At 44.5% G+C, this 17,980-nt stretch carries 14 protein-coding genes; 7 read left to right on the top strand and 7 right to left on the bottom strand.

Annotated features, from left to right (window positions below):
• Positions 1 to 217 precede the first annotated feature (217 nt).
• From HW45_RS08635 to speB, 3 genes are all read left to right on the top strand, one after another.
• Positions 218 to 2,002 carry a sigma-54-dependent Fis family transcriptional regulator gene (locus tag HW45_RS08635; RefSeq protein WP_038226353.1) on the top strand — a complete coding sequence of 595 codons (1,785 nt, stop codon included), beginning with the start codon at positions 218 to 220 and terminating at the stop codon, positions 2,000 to 2,002.
• Between the two features lie 239 nt (positions 2,003 to 2,241).
• Positions 2,242 to 4,152, top strand: a complete 1,911-nt coding sequence (gene speA / locus HW45_RS08630) for a biosynthetic arginine decarboxylase (protein ID WP_038226350.1) — start codon at positions 2,242 to 2,244, stop codon at positions 4,150 to 4,152.
• Positions 4,153 to 5,079 carry an agmatinase gene (gene speB, locus HW45_RS08625; protein ID WP_038226347.1) on the top strand — a complete coding sequence of 309 codons (927 nt, stop codon included), beginning with the start codon at positions 4,153 to 4,155 and terminating at the stop codon, positions 5,077 to 5,079.
• A 39-nt stretch (positions 5,080 to 5,118) separates the two neighbouring features.
• On the opposite strand, the gene HW45_RS08620 is transcribed toward speB, so the two are convergent.
• On the bottom strand, positions 5,119 to 6,771 hold the full coding sequence (locus tag HW45_RS08620; protein ID WP_038227688.1) for an SgrR family transcriptional regulator: 1,653 nt from the start codon (positions 6,769 to 6,771) through the stop codon (positions 5,119 to 5,121).
• 304 nt (positions 6,772 to 7,075) lie between these two features.
• Positions 7,076 to 7,594: a DUF2058 domain-containing protein gene (locus HW45_RS08615; RefSeq protein WP_038226344.1), complete on the bottom strand. Its 519-nt coding sequence runs from the start codon at positions 7,592 to 7,594 to the stop codon at positions 7,076 to 7,078.
• 198 nt (positions 7,595 to 7,792) lie between these two features.
• On the opposite strand from HW45_RS08615, the gene HW45_RS08610 reads away from it, so the two are divergent.
• Together HW45_RS08610 and ggt are read left to right on the top strand one after the other, a co-directional pair.
• Positions 7,793 to 8,569, top strand: coding sequence for a sulfite exporter TauE/SafE family protein (locus HW45_RS08610; RefSeq protein ID WP_038226342.1), 777 nt, complete (start codon positions 7,793 to 7,795; stop codon positions 8,567 to 8,569).
• Positions 8,570 to 8,717: 148 nt separating this feature from the next.
• Entirely contained in the window at positions 8,718 to 10,454 is a 1,737-nt protein-coding gene (ggt, locus tag HW45_RS08605) for a gamma-glutamyltransferase (RefSeq protein WP_038226340.1), read from the top strand.
• A gap of 24 nt (positions 10,455 to 10,478) precedes the next feature.
• Here the strand turns inward: ggt and HW45_RS08600 are convergent, their stop codons facing one another.
• Both HW45_RS08600 and HW45_RS08595 read right to left on the bottom strand, forming a co-directional pair.
• Positions 10,479 to 11,231, bottom strand: a complete 753-nt coding sequence (locus HW45_RS08600) for a hypothetical protein (RefSeq protein WP_051867917.1) — start codon at positions 11,229 to 11,231, stop codon at positions 10,479 to 10,481.
• Complete coding sequence (locus tag HW45_RS08595) at positions 11,231 to 12,394, bottom strand: BamA/TamA family outer membrane protein (RefSeq protein ID WP_235225410.1); 1,164 nt, start codon at positions 12,392 to 12,394, stop codon at positions 11,231 to 11,233. Before HW45_RS08595 ends, HW45_RS08600 begins: the two co-directional genes overlap by 1 nt.
• A gap of 236 nt (positions 12,395 to 12,630) precedes the next feature.
• Between HW45_RS08595 and HW45_RS08590 the strand changes: the two genes are divergently transcribed.
• On the top strand, positions 12,631 to 14,271 hold the full coding sequence (locus HW45_RS08590; protein WP_038226336.1) for a diaminopimelate decarboxylase family protein: 1,641 nt from the start codon (positions 12,631 to 12,633) through the stop codon (positions 14,269 to 14,271).
• A gap of 56 nt (positions 14,272 to 14,327) precedes the next feature.
• Here HW45_RS08590 and HW45_RS08585 read toward each other — a convergent pair whose 3' ends face one another.
• Both HW45_RS08585 and HW45_RS08580 read right to left on the bottom strand, forming a co-directional pair.
• Positions 14,328 to 14,918, bottom strand: coding sequence for an alpha-ketoglutarate-dependent dioxygenase AlkB family protein (locus HW45_RS08585; RefSeq protein ID WP_038226335.1), 591 nt, complete (start codon positions 14,916 to 14,918; stop codon positions 14,328 to 14,330).
• Positions 14,919 to 14,920: 2 nt separating this feature from the next.
• Positions 14,921 to 15,712, bottom strand: coding sequence for an MBL fold metallo-hydrolase (locus tag HW45_RS08580; RefSeq protein ID WP_038226334.1), 792 nt, complete (start codon positions 15,710 to 15,712; stop codon positions 14,921 to 14,923).
• A gap of 103 nt (positions 15,713 to 15,815) precedes the next feature.
• Here HW45_RS08580 and HW45_RS08575 point away from each other — a divergent pair, with 103 nt between their 5' ends.
• Positions 15,816 to 16,769, top strand: coding sequence for a GlxA family transcriptional regulator (locus HW45_RS08575; RefSeq protein WP_038226333.1), 954 nt, complete (start codon positions 15,816 to 15,818; stop codon positions 16,767 to 16,769).
• An 11-nt stretch (positions 16,770 to 16,780) separates the two neighbouring features.
• On the opposite strand, the gene HW45_RS08570 is transcribed toward HW45_RS08575, so the two are convergent.
• Positions 16,781 to 17,782 carry a LacI family DNA-binding transcriptional regulator gene (locus HW45_RS08570; RefSeq protein WP_038226332.1) on the bottom strand — a complete coding sequence of 334 codons (1,002 nt, stop codon included), beginning with the start codon at positions 17,780 to 17,782 and terminating at the stop codon, positions 16,781 to 16,783.
• Positions 17,783 to 17,980 lie beyond the last annotated feature (198 nt).

Below are 17,980 nucleotides of genomic sequence, written 5' to 3'. Positions count from 1 at the left end.
TCGTATGCAAAAAAGTCATGCCTTATGTGTTATACGACATCGTGACAAACGCAACAATTACGCCAATCTAACAAAAGAGATGTTATAATTTTGTAAATTTATGATTAATATAATTTAAACGTAATTTGTATTTGTCCTTCTATTGTTGATGCTCAAATGGCCGTTGTTCCGTTATGTAGCATGATGTCACAGTGAACTGCTACAGAATGGAACACTCATGTTAATTAGCCATACAACTAACGAAAAGGCGTGGATCAAGGACTCTTGGAAACGCAGTATTCAAGCTGGTTTGAGTAGCCGCCATCTGCCCGAAGATCATCGACTTAGTAACGTCGAAGTTACTGAACGAATCGATAAGCATCAAACGTTAATCAATGTCATTGAAAAACATGCATACCCACTTTTTTGTCAGATATTTTCCCGTACAGATAGCCGACTTATCTTAGCGGATACCAACGGGGCAATAGTAAAAACGTGGGGACAAAAGCGATTTCGCGAGAAACTCACGGAAATAGCACTCGATCAAGGAGTGCTTTGGGATGAGGGACTGAAAGGTACAAACGCGATAGGGACAGCCTTGGTAGAAAGACGTCCAGTCTCCATCATAGGTGGAGAACACTTTATTAGGCATCATCATTTCATTAGTTGCACTGCCAGCCCGATCTTTTCACCCGCCGGAGAACTCATTGCTATATTGGACGTGACCAGTGAATATCAAACCCATAACGATGCCACTAGAGTACTTATTCAGAACATGGTCCAAAACATAGAGAGCGAACTACTAAACTTTATTCCCGATGCAGCATTAAAAATACGCCTTGGTCATGATAGTTCTGTTCTTAATAGTGGTTGGCAAGGAATCGTTGTCACCGATAAAAATGGGCAAGTGCTGGCTCAAAATGCTATTGCCTCCAGTGTACTAGCTAATCAACTTAAACCGGGTGATCCTATTGAGTCTGTTATTGGCTCACTGACACTTGATCGTATCCGTAAAACAGACCAGTTTTATTATCAAGTTGAGTCTGTTAAACCTCTGCGTCACCTTCCTAAGAGCAAATCAAAAACCGATTCTTCAAGCTGCCCATTACACCAAGGAGATAGTTGTGTTGAAAAAGCTTGGCAACAAGCTACAAAAGTCATGTCAAAACGTATCGGCTTGGTAATTTCAGGAGAAACCGGAACCGGGAAAAATGAATTTGTAAAAGCATTGCATAAACAAAGTTCACTTGCCGAAAGACCTCTTATTGCTATCAACTGTGGAGCGCTGCCAAAGGACCTTATTGAGTCCGAGTTATTTGGTTATGCTCCAGGAGCTTTTACAGGCGCTCACCCTAAGGGGTTCGAAGGTCGATTTAGGCAAGCCAATGGCGGTATTTTGTTTCTCGACGAAATTGCAGACCTTCCCCTTAACGCTCAATCTCGCCTCTTACATGTACTGCAAGAGAAAATTGTTGCACCCATTGGAGCCAATCGCAGCTATCCTGTTGATGTCTACGTCATCGTTGCTAGCCACAAGAACCTGACTGATATGGTCGCTAAAGGGGAGTTCAGAGAAGACCTATGGTATCGACTTGAAGGACTGAGTATCACTTTACCAAGCGTTCGTGAAAGAGAAGACACTCAACAGCTGATTGAGTCAACGTTTACGCAGGAGTCCAATAAACAGCGTCTCTCAGATGACGTTATTGACCTCATGCTTAAGTATGATTGGCCGGGAAACCTTCGAGAAGTGCACTCTACCTGCCGTTTGATCGCCGCTCTATGTGATAATCCCATCGTCAATCTAGATGATCTTCCAGAAAACATAATCCGTAAGCTCACCACTACACGAACTGCTACTCTCGAACAAGATAACGACTTACAATCGACCATTGACAATAAGCTATTGAAAACTATCGAAGAAACAAACGGAAATGTGAGCTTGGCATCGCGAATATTAGGCGTGAGTAGAAACACTATTTATCGAAAATTGAGGAAGCTCGGGATAGACAAAATTTCTTAATCGTTTCGAGAAAAACCTTTTGTTAGACATTAAACCCAATATATCCGTTAATGCGCACGACTCTTGAGTACCCTGCTCCACAACATTGGCACTCAAGAAGCTGTTCGTGACCATCATGGAAGATCATCACGAGGTTTGATTTTTCAGGTTAACGCTAATTCCCAATCATCAAATCGAGCGAAAATTCGAAAAAGAAAAAGATTAGTACCAGCCTGAGCGCATGATAAGTGAGACATGCCGTGACTAATACTTCCAAACTTGACCGCATCCGCGCCGACTACAACGTACAACACTGGAGCCAAAATTTTTTTGGCATCAATGACAGCGGCGATGTAACTGTTTCTCCTCGTAAAGACGGTCAACACCATGTTCCATTAACTCGTATTGCACAAGCACTTGAAGAAAAAGGCTTAACCTTGCCTGCCTTAGTGCGTTTTCCGCAAATCATCCATCAACGAGTTCATGGTATCTGCGACGCATTTAACCAAGCGATCAATGATTACGGATATAACAACGAATATCTATTGGTTTACCCAATTAAAGTGAACCAACAAAAAGACGTAGTAGAACAAATTCTTGCTAGCCAAGCAGAAGCAGAAACGAAACAGCTTGGTCTTGAAGCAGGAAGCAAACCTGAGTTAATGGCAGTACTGGCCATGGCTCAACGTGCGAGCTCAGTGATTGTTTGTAACGGCTACAAAGACAGAGAATACGTACGTCTTGCACTGATTGGCGAAAAGCTTGGCCACAAAGTGTTCATCGTTCTTGAGAAGCTATCCGAGCTGGATATCGTTCTTAAGGAAGCAAAAGCACTAAACGTTAAACCTCGTGTCGGTTTACGTATTCGCCTAGCATCACAAGGTGCAGGTAAATGGCAAGCAAGCGGCGGTGAGAAGTCGAAATTTGGTTTGTCAGCGTCTCAAGTGCTACAAGTCGTTGAGAGATTGAAAGCTGAAGACCAGCTAGAAATGCTTCAGTTAGTTCACTTCCATCTAGGTTCGCAGATGGCCAACATCCGTGATGTACGCAATGGTGTGAACGAGGCTGCACGTTTCTACTGTGAGCTTCGCAAAATGTCAGTGCCTATTGCTTACTTCGACGTTGGGGGCGGCCTAGCCGTTGATTACGATGGTACACGTAGCCAATCAAGCAGTTCCATGAACTACGGCTTGGCGGAGTACGCTCGCAACATCGTAAGTACCGTAGGTGATGTGTGTGCTCTTTATGAAGAAAGCGCGCCAGTGATCATTTCAGAATCTGGTCGCTCACTCACTGCACACCACGCTGTATTGATTACCAATGTAATAGGTACGGAAAGCTATAATGTGGAAACGGTTGATGCACCGAGCGAAGACGCACCGCTGCTGCTGCAAAATATGTGGCAGAACTGGCAAAACCTAAGGGCAGGCACCGATGCACGTGCACTTATCGAGATTTACAACGATACTCAAAGTGACCTGAGCGAAGCTCAAACACTCTTCACTTCTGGTGTCGTGGATTTGCATCAGCGTGCTTGGGTTGAGCAATTAAGCTTAAGCATTTATGGCGAGCTACATAAACAAATGGACAACAAGAATCGTTTCCACAGACCGATTCTTGACGAACTAAGCGAGCGTTTGGCTGATAAGTTCTTCGTGAACTTCTCGCTATTCCAGTCGCTTCCTGATGCTTGGGGAATTGACCAAGTATTCCCAGTGCTACCACTATCTGGTTTAGGAAGTGAAGAGCAGACTCGTGCTGTTATGCTAGACATCACATGTGACTCTGATGGTGCAGTTGACCAATATGTTGATGGTCAAGGTATTGAGTCAACACTACCAGTGCCAGCTTGGAACAAAGACCAACCATACTTAATGGGCTTTTTCCTAGTAGGCGCATACCAAGAGATCTTGGGTGATATGCATAACCTGTTTGGCGATACGCACAGCGCGGTAGTTAACGTCACTGATAATGGCGATTTCGAGTTTGCTGCTATCGACCTTGGCGATACCGTTGAAGATATGATGCGTTACGTGCACATTGACGTAGAAGCGATCAAAAACAATTACAAAGAGCTTGTTGAAAAACACATCGAAGCCGATGAACAGGCCTTAATTTTAGAAGAATTAGAATACGGCCTAACAGGCTATACCTATTTAGAGGATTTTTAAATGAATGATTTGTTTACTAAAACTGATTATTCACTGTATTCAAACGCGATGACGTTTGTTCGTCGTCCATACGTGAAAAATCCAGTTTCTGCTGACGCAGATGTAGTTATCTTGGGTGTTCCACTCGACATGGCGACCTCTGGTCGCCCTGGCGCTCGTTTAGGGCCAGACGCCATTCGCCGAGCATCAGTCAATCTTGCGTGGGAAGGAAAGAAGTTTCCTTGGGATTTTAACGTATTCGACAAAACAAAAGTTATCGACTCTGGCGACCTAGTTTTCGACTGTGGTGACGCAGAAGATTTTACTTATCGCTTAGAAGCAGCGACTAGCGAAATTCTAAAGAGTGGTAAGACTATGCTTGCATTGGGTGGTGATCACTTCATCACACTGCCGATCTTGCGCGCATACGCTAAACACCACGGTGAAATGGCGCTAATCCATTTCGACGCACATACAGACACTTATGCTAATGGCAGTAGTTACGACCACGGTACCATGTTCTACCATGCGCCAAAAGAAGGGTTAATCTCAGCCAAGCATTCGGTCCAAATAGGCATTCGTACTGAGTATGATTACGATGACCATGGTTTTAAAGTCATCAACGCAATGCAAGCGAATGACCAGAGTGTTGAAGAAATTGTTAGCCAGATCCGTGAAACTATCGCTGACAAACCAGTATATATCACGTTTGATATCGACTGCTTGGATCCCGCTTTCGCGCCAGGAACGGGAACGCCTGTTTGCGGCGGACTAAACTCAGATAAAGTGCTTAAGATCATCCGCGCTTTAGCCGGTATCAACGTGGTAGGTATGGATGTAGTAGAAGTCTCACCTCCTTACGACCAAAGCGAACTGACTGCTCTCGCTGGTGCAACCATAGCGCTAGAGCTGCTTTATGTTTGGGCGAGTAGACCGACTCAAGATTAAACATAAAAAACAGCAAGGCTTACTGGCCTTGCTGCTTTTCTAATCCAACCACATTTTCGCCAGCGTCGGTACTCCCATACCATTGATCTCAACCCCAGATAAGTTGTGTGACGTCTTAAAGATCATGTCATCTCGCCATAATGGGCAATAGTAGAACTGTTGAATAAGCCAGTTTTCAGCTTTATGCATCTTTAATAGGAAGTCATCACTAGTTTCGCTCTCTTCTAGCCACTCATCTAGAAAGCGGGTCATGTTTTTCTGGTTCTCCACAGAGAGACACCTTCGGAAAACATCAGAAGTTAAGAGCCATTCGTAGTACTGAAATGCTTGGTCCTCACTAAACACATAACAGTCAAAAGAGATATCAACGCTGTAATTATGTGCTTCATCTTTATCTACCACGACCCAAGATTCAGACGCGACATCGATTTGCTCTAGCACTTTCAAAAGCAGGCTGCGATGTACGTGCCTGACTTCAATAACCACAGGTCTTCGAGGTAATGCAGATGTTGTCGTAAAGAAGTACAGTCCTTCCTTTTGATGACATCGCATTATGCTGTTTGCCTGACACATATTCATTTCAACCGATCTGAATTGATTCACGATCCAATGTCGTTCTTCAGACGATAACATGTTGTTATGATGAATGAACTGAAGTACTAAACCACCATCTTGCTCAGCTACTTGGCTATCTTCATCATTGCTATGTGATAACTCTCTTAGTTCTTGAAAGTGGGCAGTTGTGGGAGAAGAATCCGCTTCCCAAAATTCGACTTGATCTATCAAGCCACCGAGTGCGAAATATCTGTGGTTTTTAGTAAAACTCCAGTGAAAAGTCTTAAACATACCAACAGAGTAAGGCCCTGTTCCATTAGGAAAGGTAGGTTGTTCAGTATCAAAGATACCTGAATGGACGTCCGCTAAAAGGTGAACAAAGACAGGGTCATGTTGACGTAGTTTTATGTGAACCCATTGGCCCTCAATAGTGATGCTCTCTAAATGCCTGAATAGTATTTTGTAGCTATGCTCACTAGTATGCCTGATTAACAGATTGTCCTTCACTCTCTCTGTCGTTAGTCTTTGATTATCATGAAAAAAGACGTCATTTCTTAATCGGAAGCTCAGTTGATTATCTTGATAGCTGAAATGGTGGGCAAGGTGCGGTATGACACGCTGAGTGACAGTATCAAATCTTAACAATGTATCAAATACGCCCTCAAGTAGCATGATAGAGCGAGACGAACGAGCATGCATCGGTCGCCATTCAGGAAGTGGGAATGGAGTCGCATAGATCAACGTATTTTGCTTTCTTAGCTCACTTTCTGCATCTTGTAACCAATTAGAAAGGTTGGCTTTAAAGTCAATCTGGTAATCAAAATGTTCCGCTAATTCAAACGCTGTTTGGACCTGTCCTGCACCAACTAAAGCTCTCAGCTGATTTAGGATAACTGCCTTAAAGTCAACAAGTAATGTAACTTTGGACAAGTTACCTCGCCCTCTCCCTGCTTTCCAATCTAGCCACCCACGCTCCATCAAAGTGCCCACCAGCTTGCTGACATTACGTTCGGAACACGACAGATTTTCCGCAAGTTCTCCTATCGTAACAGGATGAATGGTTCCGATTGAATACAGCTGATTGAGCTGTTGGAGCCTTCTAAGTTGCGTTATCGAGTAAAAAGGTGAACTTCCCATAATCATCTCTTCATTCTTTGTTCGCCAATTAGTTTACATAATAACCACACACTCAACCCGGAGGTCAATATGTATCCTGTATATTATCCAACACACACTGTAAAGGCCGAACGCCAAGATTACCGCTATGCCGCCAAAGCGACCGAACCTAAGCTGCTGAGCATTTTGTTTATATTTCTTCAACTCATTCTTGTTCTGTAAGCGATTAGGGAGAAGCCGATACCATGAGAGCAAACTCACATTTTGCAGATAGAAAAAAGCCTCGATACTGTTGCCAGCATCGAGGCTTCTAGAAAATACCTATTTACCACATCAAGTCATCAGGCACCACATACTGTGCATATGGATCATCCTCTTCAAGGACTTCCTCTTTCGATTCATTCTCGATGATAGTTTCTGAATCACGTTCCATGATCTTCTTGGCAACGATACTTGGAATAACCGTATAAGTGTCTTCTTGTCGTGCTATAGAAAGTATTCCTTTGCTAAGCTGATCTCTGACTTCTTGAGTCACATATATAGACTTCACAAGCGTGCCGTCAGTGAAATTGTATTTAATGTCACCGTCACGTTGCTCAATAGCATTTAGTGTGACCAATTGTTTAACTTGAGCCTTAATCTCTTTGCTCAACTTCTCTTCGTCACGTTGTTTATTTAACGCTTGATCTCGTTCTTTTTGAGCCGCTTTGTTCTCTTCAACAGCTGCTTTTGCTTCACGCGCTTGAACACGAGATTTTTTAGAGCCTTTTTTGGCTTTCTTCAGTTTTTTTTCGTTTACAAGGCCAGCTTTCAACATCTGTTCTTGTAGGCTTAGTTTCGACATGGGATGTAGACCTGAATCAATTTACCTATTGCCTTAATGTTCCCAAGAAATTCGCGCGAGAGCAAGTGCTACGCTGTTATCTCAAAATAAAAATCTCCTACATCAAATCAGAGATCACGTTGGTATTTAAACACTTTGAGACTTACGCAGGATTGCTATATGTTAGTGCTTAGAAAATAACAAAAAATTAACGACTTTATGCTGCTCGACATCACTCAATTAGCCACCCTATTTGTTGCCGGTATTCTCGGCGGTATTCTCAACTCCATTGCTGGAGGGGGAAGTTTTATTACTTTCCCTGCCCTACTTCTTGCTGGTGTCCCCCCAATTACTGCCAATGCCACCAACACATTCGCTGCATGTGCTGGCTATATAAGTGGCACCTACGCGTTCAGACGAGAAATTGTCAGAGACAGAGCAAACCTTGCCAAGATCATTGTACTAAGCCTTTTTGGTGGTATTACCGGTAGTTTCCTTTTGATCCAAGTCTCTGAGCAACAGTTTGTTACTGCGGTACCTTGGCTTCTTTTAGTCGCTACCTTGTTGTTCTTATTTGGCGACATCATCAATAACCACCTCAAAAAGGTCAGCAGCCACGCTAAGCTTGGCTTGTTAATATCGCTGATGCTTTCATTGTTCCTAATAGGGGTAGGTGTATTTGGCGGATTCTTCAATGCGGGTTTAGGGGTTATCGGGCTGAGTTATTTAGCGGTAGCAGGCTATCGTGACATCAACCTAATGAACGGACTCAAACTGCTAATTTCAACCTGTGTGTCAGCTATTGCCATCGTACTTTTTATCTTCAATGGATTGATTGATTGGCAATCAGGCATTGCTGTCATGCTGGGCACATTAACGGGCGGTTACTTTGCTGCTGATTTATCACGAAAAGTACCCCAATCTTACGTTCGTGGCTTTGTTGCGCTGAGCTCAATTGCCATCACCTGCTACTTTTTCTACGACATATATCTATAACCAGCAGGAATAATCAATATAACTTATATAACCCTCTGACCTATCAATGACAAAGTGATGACCGGACGGTAATCAACTCGGTGTGTGGATATGTTACTGATACTTCCTACCCTTAATAGTAAATGTATCCAAAAACACCGAGGCCCTCATGTCAGTACGCTACGCGGTTCTGTTATCGCTTGTTTCATCGGCGGCTTTTGCACAGCCAAGCCCTTTCCCGACCATTCCCAATGATACTGGGAAAGAGTTTATGGTCAGTGCTACCAATCCTTACGTCACAAGCACTGGCTACACCATTCTCAAGCAAGGTGGAAATGCTATTGATGCTATGGTGGCTATGCAAATGGTTATGTCGGTTGTTGAGCCGGACATGACTGGTATTGGCGGTGGTACCTTCGCCTTATATTACGACAATGAAACCAAAAGCTTTACCGCCTACGATGGACGAGATGCCGCTCCAGCGAGTGCAACGCCCGACATGTTTCTCGATGACAACGGCAAGGCAATAAGCCGAAACGACATATTGGGACCTCGCTCCGTCGCAATACCAGGGACCCTTAAGCTCCTCTACGAAACACATCAAAAGCATGGCAAGGTAGGGTGGGCACAGTTGGTCCAGCCAGCTATAGATTATGCTGAAAACGGCTACGCTATGAACAGCTATACCTATGACATTGTCGTGCGTGAAAGTGAACGTTTAGTCAATGACCCGGAGATAAAAGCGCTGTACTGGAAAGGAGAGACGATTCGGCCAACTGGTACCAAAATGACCAACCCTAAAATGGCGAAAACACTTAAAATGATCGCCCAACAAGGCGATAGCTATCTCTATCAGGGACCATTGGCAGAGCGTATTGTTGAGACGGTCAACGCACAGCTAAAAGACGGACAAGCCAAACTCACTCTAAAGGATTTTACCGATTATCGAATGAAGCAACGCGATATCATCCGCTCAAATTACCGAGGCAATCAAATCGTCTCATTCGGTTACCCTGCTTCCGGCGGTGTCCTTGTTTCTCAGTCACTTGACATGCTCGAGAAGTATGATATCTCCAACATGACGTACACCAGCGCCGAACCTTGGCGACTAATGGTAGAAGCGATGAGACTCGCTAAGGAAGATCGTATCGCATACGCAGGCGATCCTAGCTACGTTGATACACCCGTCAAAGAACTGCTTGCGGAAGACTATATCGATGATCGCTATGAGCTCATTCCTGAGCAAGGGGCAGGTAATAAGAAATCGATAAAACCAGGATTGCCTCCGGCTAAGACGCCAGCCAATCACGAGGGTTTTGAGAGTCAAGACACTGGACATATTTCTATCGTCGATGCACAAGGTAACGCGGTAGCCATGACGAGTACCGTCGGAACGGGAATGGGCTCCGGCGTTATGGTCGATGGCGTTTTACTTAATGCTCAGATGGCAAACTTCTCTTCAATTCCGAGTATCAAGGGTAAGCCAGTTCAAAACTCTATCGAACCAGGTAAGCGACCACGTTCTGCCATAACGCCACTAATGATGATGGATCACAAAGGCCAGTTGCGTTTGGTAGTTGGCAGTCCGGGTAGTTCTCAGATTCCGGGGTATGTGCTAAAAACCATCGTTGGTATTGTTGATTGGAATCTTCCAGCCCAAGATGCTATCGATCTGCCCAATATTCAGTACGGGACGAAAATCGACCGTACCAAGCCATATAACCCTACAGGTCTATTGGTCGAAAAGCGCACATTTGCAGAGTCTATGGTGCCGGAGTTTGCCGAAATGGGCTACAAAGTTCACGTCATCCCAGTGGTAAGCGGGCTCAACGCAATTGAAATTAAGGATGGTGAGCTACATGGCGCCACTGATCGTCGCCGAGCCTCGACTTCGTTAGGTGATTAAAATCATTGAAACAGAGTCTAGAGGCTAAATGCTGGACTCTGTTTCTTCACAGCCTAAAGTCATGGATTTGAGCTCTAAACCACCATTGAATAAAAAACCGTGATAAGTCGCTTTGACGAGTTGATAATCTAACTTTGGTGAAAACCAATACGTTACGGTTTCCGCACCTGTTTGCTCTACTTGGATCACCTCAAGCTCGCCCCACGGCTCAACCGTCATTCGCTGCGAGGCCATTACTTGGTATTGATACGGTTCGGGGCCGTCAGAAGCTTGCCTAGTTAACGTGAAGCTACTAAGCCCTTGTTTGACCCATTCTCTAAGTTGAAGAGAAAGCGTATCCATATCACGAAGCGGTTCGGCTGGATTATCGTAGGAAGTTAATTCACCATTGAGGTTCACTTCACTTTGAAGACCACTTTCAGAAAAGCTAACCAACATATCCCGACTTCGAAATCCGGATACCTTTTGATGAAAGGTTTGAGTAAGGAAAGTGTTATTTCGGTAAACAAACTGAGCCTTCTGATGATACTTAGTACCAATGCCTAAAATACTGGCGCGACTATAAGACTCGACACTCCCTTGGTGCCCATCAAACGTCTCATAGCGCTGCATACTGCCCGTTCGAATGCCACTAAAATAAATCGCATAGTCAAAGCTATTTCGGCACAGTGCACTATTATCATATGATTTCATTGCTTCAGCACTGACGGCGGCAGAGGTTAGCAGCACACCAAATCCAGCGAGGTGATTCAACGCTTTTGTTAACTTAACAACCATTAAAACGCCTCATTCACATTCAAATAGAAATGTGTTTCATGCTTACCTTTACCTATGTCTGCACGCAGGTTGATTCGGTCTTTAATTCTGACTCTAAAACCAGTTCCAACAGAGGCAAGTACATCTTGGTTCAACTCATGAATACTAGGTGCTACACTACCAGCCGCGCCCCAGAATACCATACCGTAACGTTGAAAAACGGGTAATCGATATTCGACTTGTCCCATCGCCATTTGCTTGTCTCGATATCGACCTCGAATATAACCGCGCATCGCACTTGAACCTCCAAGATCAGGCAATGCATACCATGGAACATCACCGCTGCTGAACTGACCTTGCAGCTGCCAAGCCAAAAGACCAGGCATGGGAGAGAGATCAATATAGTTGTTGAGTTCAACGCCATAACGTCCATATTGCTCATTATTATCAGAACGATGAAACAAAGCCGCATCGACTTCAAATAACCAGCCCTCTGAGGCATTTAGACGATAATCACGCGAATCATAACTACTAAGAAGACGAATACCGGAACTGGTACTGCTCGGCAAAGTCAAAGAAGTCGGCCCAGCTTCACTTTCTATGTTTTCTGCTTTAGCGTGTGTAACCTCTGCCCCTATGCCCACAAAATAATTATCAGCTAGCGCGGTCATCCATGTCGGTTTGAAAGATACCAGCACTTCATCAAAATCATTTTTATTATTCTCGTTATCTCCGGCGGCACTACCTATCCCATAATAAACTGCCGCTTCATTATGCAGCTCCAATTCCAAATTTAGACGTTGCTGACCTTGGTTAAAGTAGGTCATGTTTTCCGCACTGATGCCATAAGACTGGTTCATTGACGCATAAGTGTTAACAACTAGGGAAGAAGGCTGTTCTTGTTCTGTCGCCTTATCAGTTTTATATAAACCCACAAGTAGCAGCCCCACTCCGAATTGCTTTTCAGGCGTATAGTAGGCGGTCGGAATATAGCTCATGTCAATTGTTTTTGAGCGATCAAAATCTGCATCAGCACCGAATATATCCAGAACATCGTCCACGATATTGGGCTGGTAATCGTTAGGAGTAGCAATAAGAGGTTCAACAGCGAATGCAACTGGAGAGAAACCGGCGAGCAACACGCTTAACCGACACACGGTTCCTTGTGCAAATTTAAACATCATGTTTATGAAATCGTTGGAGAAAAACGACAGTATACGGCAAGGGATGCTTGGGGGGAATAGAATTAAAATCAACGACCTACTAACAGCCTAGTACTAAGGGTTTCTTTCTCATTTAACACCGATTTGGATTTAGCGTAATTTTTATTGACACTGAGTGACATGATGCTGTTTTGGCCACTGGTTAATCTAAGCCTTAGTTAAATGAATCAAGACTTTACCTTTAACAGAGGCCAGACATGAAATATCAAGATCGTTTAGAAGAAACCGTAAACCATCTCGGCATGGTATTAGCAGAGCAGAAGCAGTTGCTTAAAGAGCACAAAGCAACCATGAACTACGCCGAGCGTCTTGAGAATATTCTCACTCCAACAGACACACTCACAACCAAGGGCGATGATCTGTTAATTGGAGGCTGCAAAGCAAACGATCTTATTGAACAGTATGGCAGCCCGCTATTTGTGCTGAGTGAAGATACACTGCGTGGTAACCTGCGTCGTGTTAAAGCAGCGTTTGGGAATTACTGGCCGAAACCCGTCAACGTTATGTTCGCAATCAAGTCGAATACTAACTTCGCGGTACGTGCTATTTGTAATGAAGAAGGTGTTGGCGGTGATTGCTTTGGTCCGGGTGAAGTAGAAGCGACTCATATTGCTGGAGCAGATCCGAAAACGATCGCTCTCAACGGCACCGTAAAGCCTGAGCTAGCAATTCGCAAAGCGATTGAGTACGGCTATGCCATTCACCTAGACTCTTATGAAGAAATCGAAATAGTTGAACGTATCGCCCGTGAAGTAAAACCTGAGGACAAAGTAAGAATTGCTGTTCGTCTCAAGGTTCTACCAGACGACTTCTTCGACAACTTCTCACCAGATGCCTACCCATTCCCTGACTTCAAAGGTGCAATGAAGTGGATCAAGTTTGGTTTGTTGCGTGAAGAAGCGAAGAAAATCGTTAACCGCGTAAAAGAGATCGATATATTTGAATTCTACGGCTTCCACACTCACCTAGGTCGTTTCTCTAAAGATCCAGCAGGCTGGGATGCGTTGTATCGCCAATACGCTAAAGATGTGATTGAAATTTCTCGTGCTTGTGATGTTCAACCATTCCAAGTCGATCTTGGTGGCGGTTGGCCACGTGAACGAGAGCCTGAATGTCGTAGCAAAGAGCACATGATGAACGCCAATACCATTGAAGACTACGCAAAAGTGGTTTGCGCGGGCATGTTGGAAGAATTCAACCGTGCTGGTTTTGACATCCCTCAGTTGTGGTTAGAACCGGGCCGCTATATTGCAGGTAACATAGGTACGCTTCTCACATCAGTTTATGTCGTTAAAGACGATCAAGAAATGGACTACACCTACACTATGGTAGATGCGTCTACTTACCTAGCGACCTTGGTGGAATCTCAGGAGTCTAAAAACCCTGTCCTTCCAGCGAATAAAATGACACAGCCAGTGGTAGCAAAAACCACTGAAATTGCAGGTCCAATCTGCATCCCTTCAATCTGGGAAAGTGGAGCCACCATGCCTGAACTGCAACCAAAAGATGTACTGGCGATTATGGATGTAGGCCACTACGCTGAGTCTCAGGCCAGCCAATTTAACTCGTTACCGCGCCCGGCTACAGTACTGGTTAAGGATGGTCAATCTGAACTAATCAAGCGCGCAGAAACCGTAGAAGATGTGTTTGCAACTCAGATACTTCCAGAACGTTTTCTCAAAGCAAAAGCGGAACTCGAGAGAGCCAGAACACCAGTGAAAAAGCCAGCACGTAAAGCTGCAACGAAGAAGCCAGCAGCCAAAACAGCGGCTAAAAAGCCCGCTGCCAAAAAGCCTGCGGCTCGCAGAGTGTCTCGTCGCAGCGCCGACAAAATATAAAGTAACGTAGAACGAAAAAGCTCCTCGCCACTAGCGGGAGCTTTTTTGCCTTAAGCTTATTTGGAGTAGATATACCTAAACGTAAGATTAATTCTCGGCTCAACATGGCGGACTGTTTTTGGCACCGTATGTAACCAATGGTGCTGCGTATCGCCAGCCATCACTAATAGACTTCCACTGGGTAAATCTAGCGTTATCTTCTGCTTGGTTTCTCGATGTTTAAGTGCAAATCGGCGCGTGCCACCAAAGCTCAACGATGCAATCACGGGAGAGTTGCCAAGTTCTGGTTCGTTATCGCTATGCCAACCATTCGAGTCTTGTCCTGTTCGATACAGATTAGCTAGAACCGAATTAAACGGTGCTTCAGAAGCCAACTCACATCTCCGTCTTAAGTCTTCGAGATGCGGTGTCCAAGGTAGCGGATCCAACGTTAAATTGGAGTATTGATAACTCGCGTCACCATACCATGCTTGCAACCTTGGTATCGTCACCCATTTACCAAACATCATGATCTTATCTTCACGCCATTGCAGCTCGCTGTTTAACAGACGAAACCACTCTAATGATTCGAACACGTCAATAAAATCAGGAATCCAAAGTAGTTTGCCACCCAATACTTCAGTCCAACTTCCTTGTGTTAGTTCCATAGTTAAAACTCGATAACTTCTCCGTCTTCGGGAATGAACACTTTATCTGATAGACCATGTTTTTCCAGTGATCGACGCAGCGTTTCTCGGTCAACTGGGCAGTGGTTTAGTGCTTCCATATGATTTGCGATAACTTTACCCGGAGACAATCGGATGAACTCCATTACCTCATTAGCAGGCATCAATAACGGTTGCCCCACATCCATTTGCGCTTGACCTGCTGCCACAACAGTAATGTCTGGCTTAAGCTCATTGAGCGCTCTTTTTACGTCCTCTGTCAACACAGTATCACCACTGATATAAATACTTGGTTCATTTGGAAGTCGTAAAAAGAACCCAAATCCATTTGCCATCACTTTATGGATCCAACCATGACCGTGCTGAGCGGGTACACCAACGATTTCTCCTCCTAGAAATGGTATTGGTTTCCATGCTTCGAGGCCATTCACTACCGTTATCCCATATTTTTCGAGATACGCTTTATCTTTGAGAGGAGTCGTAACAGGTACTTGATGACCAATTAAGAATTTTTCGCCCGCAGGATCTAAATGGTCCCCATGTTGAAGAGGCTTAAAACCAAACGTCTGGCTGTGCGTAACAAGGGCTTGATTAACCTTATTAAGTATCGAATCCGCATTGGCTGGAAGGTCAACGGTAGGGTTCTTTTCCGCTTTAAACCGAAACACAGAAAAAGGAGGCATTGATCCTTTTTCTCCAAGCATTGGGTCAATCAAAATGAAATTATCACCCGATTCAATAACAAACGTAGCGCTTCTTAAGTGATGAATTTTCATAGTTACCTCCTATCTGAATATAGGATAAGTATGCAAAAACCAAAGCGTGTGCAATACTGTCCCAAGGGACATCTATCGCTCATATCGGGTCACAACAAGTAAAATGAGTCAATACACAGTCGCCTTAGTGGCACTTAACAATATTAGTGCATTTCATCTGTCGGTACCTTGCTTGGTATTTCAAGATGTCTTTGTAGAACAGCAACCGCTTTTTGAGTTGATGATCTGCAGTGAAAGTAGTAACCACATTTCACTCAGTACTGGATTTCAAGCTTCTGTCAGTCACGACTTGTCCGCGCTCGATAAAGCGGACATTATCATTGTCCCCAGCTGGCCTAATTCACTTCCCGAACCAAGTGAGACCTTACTAAAACGGTTACGAGTGAACTATCAACGAGGTGCCACCATCATTGGTCTTTGTTTAGGCGCTTATGCCCTAGCAAAAGCTGGCTTACTAGATGGTAAACGCGCAACGACCCATTGGGGATACCAACAGATTTTCATCGATACTTTTCCACGAGTCGATATAGATTGTGAGCCCCTTTTTATCGAACAGGATAGAATCATCACATCAGCCGGAACAGCCGCCTCCCTTGACTGCTGCTTGCACATTGTTCGTTCTTTGTGCGGAAGCGATATTGCATCAAACCTCGCTCGTATGATGGTGACAGCTCCGTTTCGAAGTGGTGGGCAACTACAGTACATTCCTAACCCGATCACCAGGCAACCTGACAAACCGACCAGCTTTGGCCACGTTATTGGTGAAATCGAGCGACACCTTGCTGAACATTATGATTTAGACAGTGTTGCACAGCGCTGCGCAATGAGTCGGCGCACATTTACACGACAATTTAAAGCGGCTTACGGCTGTACTTTTGGTGAATGGTTACTAAACAAAAGACTCGCTCTCAGCCAGCAGCTACTAGAGTCAACCCACTATACAGTGGCGACCACTGCTGAACTTTCTGGGTTTGGCTCAGAAAGTGTGTTTCGTAAGCACTTCAAAGCAGCGTTTAACACCTCACCGAGCCAATGGCGCGCGACCTTCCAAGGTTAACGTACCTTATGTTAGCCACATGAGCTTCTCACCACCAACTTGGGCGGGAACACCACGCTTTTGTATGGCTGTTTGTCGCCCTCCATGCGAGACAGAATGATCTCTCCCGCCGCACGGCCAATTTCTCGTGCTGAAACAGAGATGGAAGTCAGCGCTGGATTGGTATCCGCGGATTCCGCCACATCATCAAAACCCACAACCGCGATGTCTTTACCCACAGTTTTACCGAGATCTTTAATGGCTCGCATTACGCCAAAAGCAACAATGTCTTGGTAGCCAATAATAGCGGTAATTTCAGGGTGCTGATCCAGCAACTCCCTCGTTACCTTAGCACCCTCAGAACGACTCGCAGAGCAACTTCGAATGTATCGTTCATTGAACGGAATCCCATGTTCCATCAACTTCGACATATAACCCCCAAGACGGTGGGATCGCGTCTTCGAGATCTCCAGTCCACCAACGAACGCAATATGCTTGTGACCTTTTTTGATAAGGTGCTCCGTTGCCAACTGTAAGCCCATGAAGTTATTGGTACCAACGAAATCAAATTGATCTTCTCCAATAGGTCGAACAGCCAACACTATCGGGAAACCACGACTTTGTACTGTCTCCAAAAAGTCCAAGTTAGTTTCCATCGCAGGGCACATCACTACACCACCAGCGTTCTGGCTCAGCAATGAATCGATGAATTTGCTTTGACGCTCAACGCTCTCTTCAGCATTGGCGAGAAACAGTAGCGAATCTTGCTCTTCAAGATAATGGCTAAGTCCTGCGATCATTTCAGAGAAAAAAGGGTTGGTAATATCAGGTGTGACGAGCCCCACTAGATTACTGCGCTTATGTCGCAAGTTAGCCGCTGCTTGATTGTAAACATAACCAAGCTCCTTAACCGCCTCTAAAACCCGCTCACGAGTAGTCGCCGAGATTCGCCCTTTGTTAGTCAATACCATGGACACGGTCGCGGTGGAAACACCGCAATACTTAGCCACGTCCGCAATGGTTGCTTTGGCCATGTTGAACTCCAGTAAATGAAATTAGCACCAGTTATAGCGACTTTCTTTTCTGATTAAAACAAGGTTAATCGATTAACCTAATCAACTGTCATTTATCGTCATGATTATGTGATTAACTACAAAATTGCCTTGCTAATTATTGGTTAACAACTGCTAAATGAGTGGTTAAACGTGTTAACCAGTTTGTTAGTTGATTAA

It is taken from the genome of Vibrio sp. ER1A (genome assembly GCF_000733315.1).
Classification (GTDB): Bacteria; Pseudomonadota; Gammaproteobacteria; order Enterobacterales; family Vibrionaceae; genus Vibrio; species Vibrio mediterranei.
This window is presented reverse-complemented; position numbering and strand designations above follow the sequence as displayed.

What these genes read in the sequence shown, in the direction of transcription:
- HW45_RS08590 (WP_038226336.1), top strand. Translation starts at nt 12,631, where the DNA reads ATGAAATATCAAGATCGTTTAGAAGAAACCGTAAACCATCTCGGCATG.
- HW45_RS08580 (WP_038226334.1), bottom strand. Translation starts at nt 15,712, where the DNA reads ATGAAAATTCATCACTTAAGAAGCGCTACGTTTGTTATTGAATCGGGT.
- ggt (WP_038226340.1), top strand. Translation starts at nt 8,718, where the DNA reads ATGTCAGTACGCTACGCGGTTCTGTTATCGCTTGTTTCATCGGCGGCT.
- HW45_RS08585 (WP_038226335.1), bottom strand. Translation starts at nt 14,918, where the DNA reads ATGGAACTAACACAAGGAAGTTGGACTGAAGTATTGGGTGGCAAACTA.
- HW45_RS08610 (WP_038226342.1), top strand. Translation starts at nt 7,793, where the DNA reads ATGCTGCTCGACATCACTCAATTAGCCACCCTATTTGTTGCCGGTATT.
- HW45_RS08635 (WP_038226353.1), top strand. Translation starts at nt 218, where the DNA reads ATGTTAATTAGCCATACAACTAACGAAAAGGCGTGGATCAAGGACTCT.
- HW45_RS08600 (WP_051867917.1), bottom strand. Translation starts at nt 11,231, where the DNA reads ATGGTTGTTAAGTTAACAAAAGCGTTGAATCACCTCGCTGGATTTGGT.
- HW45_RS08570 (WP_038226332.1), bottom strand. Translation starts at nt 17,782, where the DNA reads ATGGCCAAAGCAACCATTGCGGACGTGGCTAAGTATTGCGGTGTTTCC.
- HW45_RS08615 (WP_038226344.1), bottom strand. Translation starts at nt 7,594, where the DNA reads ATGTCGAAACTAAGCCTACAAGAACAGATGTTGAAAGCTGGCCTTGTA.
- HW45_RS08595 (WP_235225410.1), bottom strand. Translation starts at nt 12,394, where the DNA reads ATGATGTTTAAATTTGCACAAGGAACCGTGTGTCGGTTAAGCGTGTTG.
- HW45_RS08620 (WP_038227688.1), bottom strand. Translation starts at nt 6,771, where the DNA reads ATGGGAAGTTCACCTTTTTACTCGATAACGCAACTTAGAAGGCTCCAA.
- speB (WP_038226347.1), top strand. Translation starts at nt 4,153, where the DNA reads ATGAATGATTTGTTTACTAAAACTGATTATTCACTGTATTCAAACGCG.
- HW45_RS08575 (WP_038226333.1), top strand. Translation starts at nt 15,816, where the DNA reads ATGAGTCAATACACAGTCGCCTTAGTGGCACTTAACAATATTAGTGCA.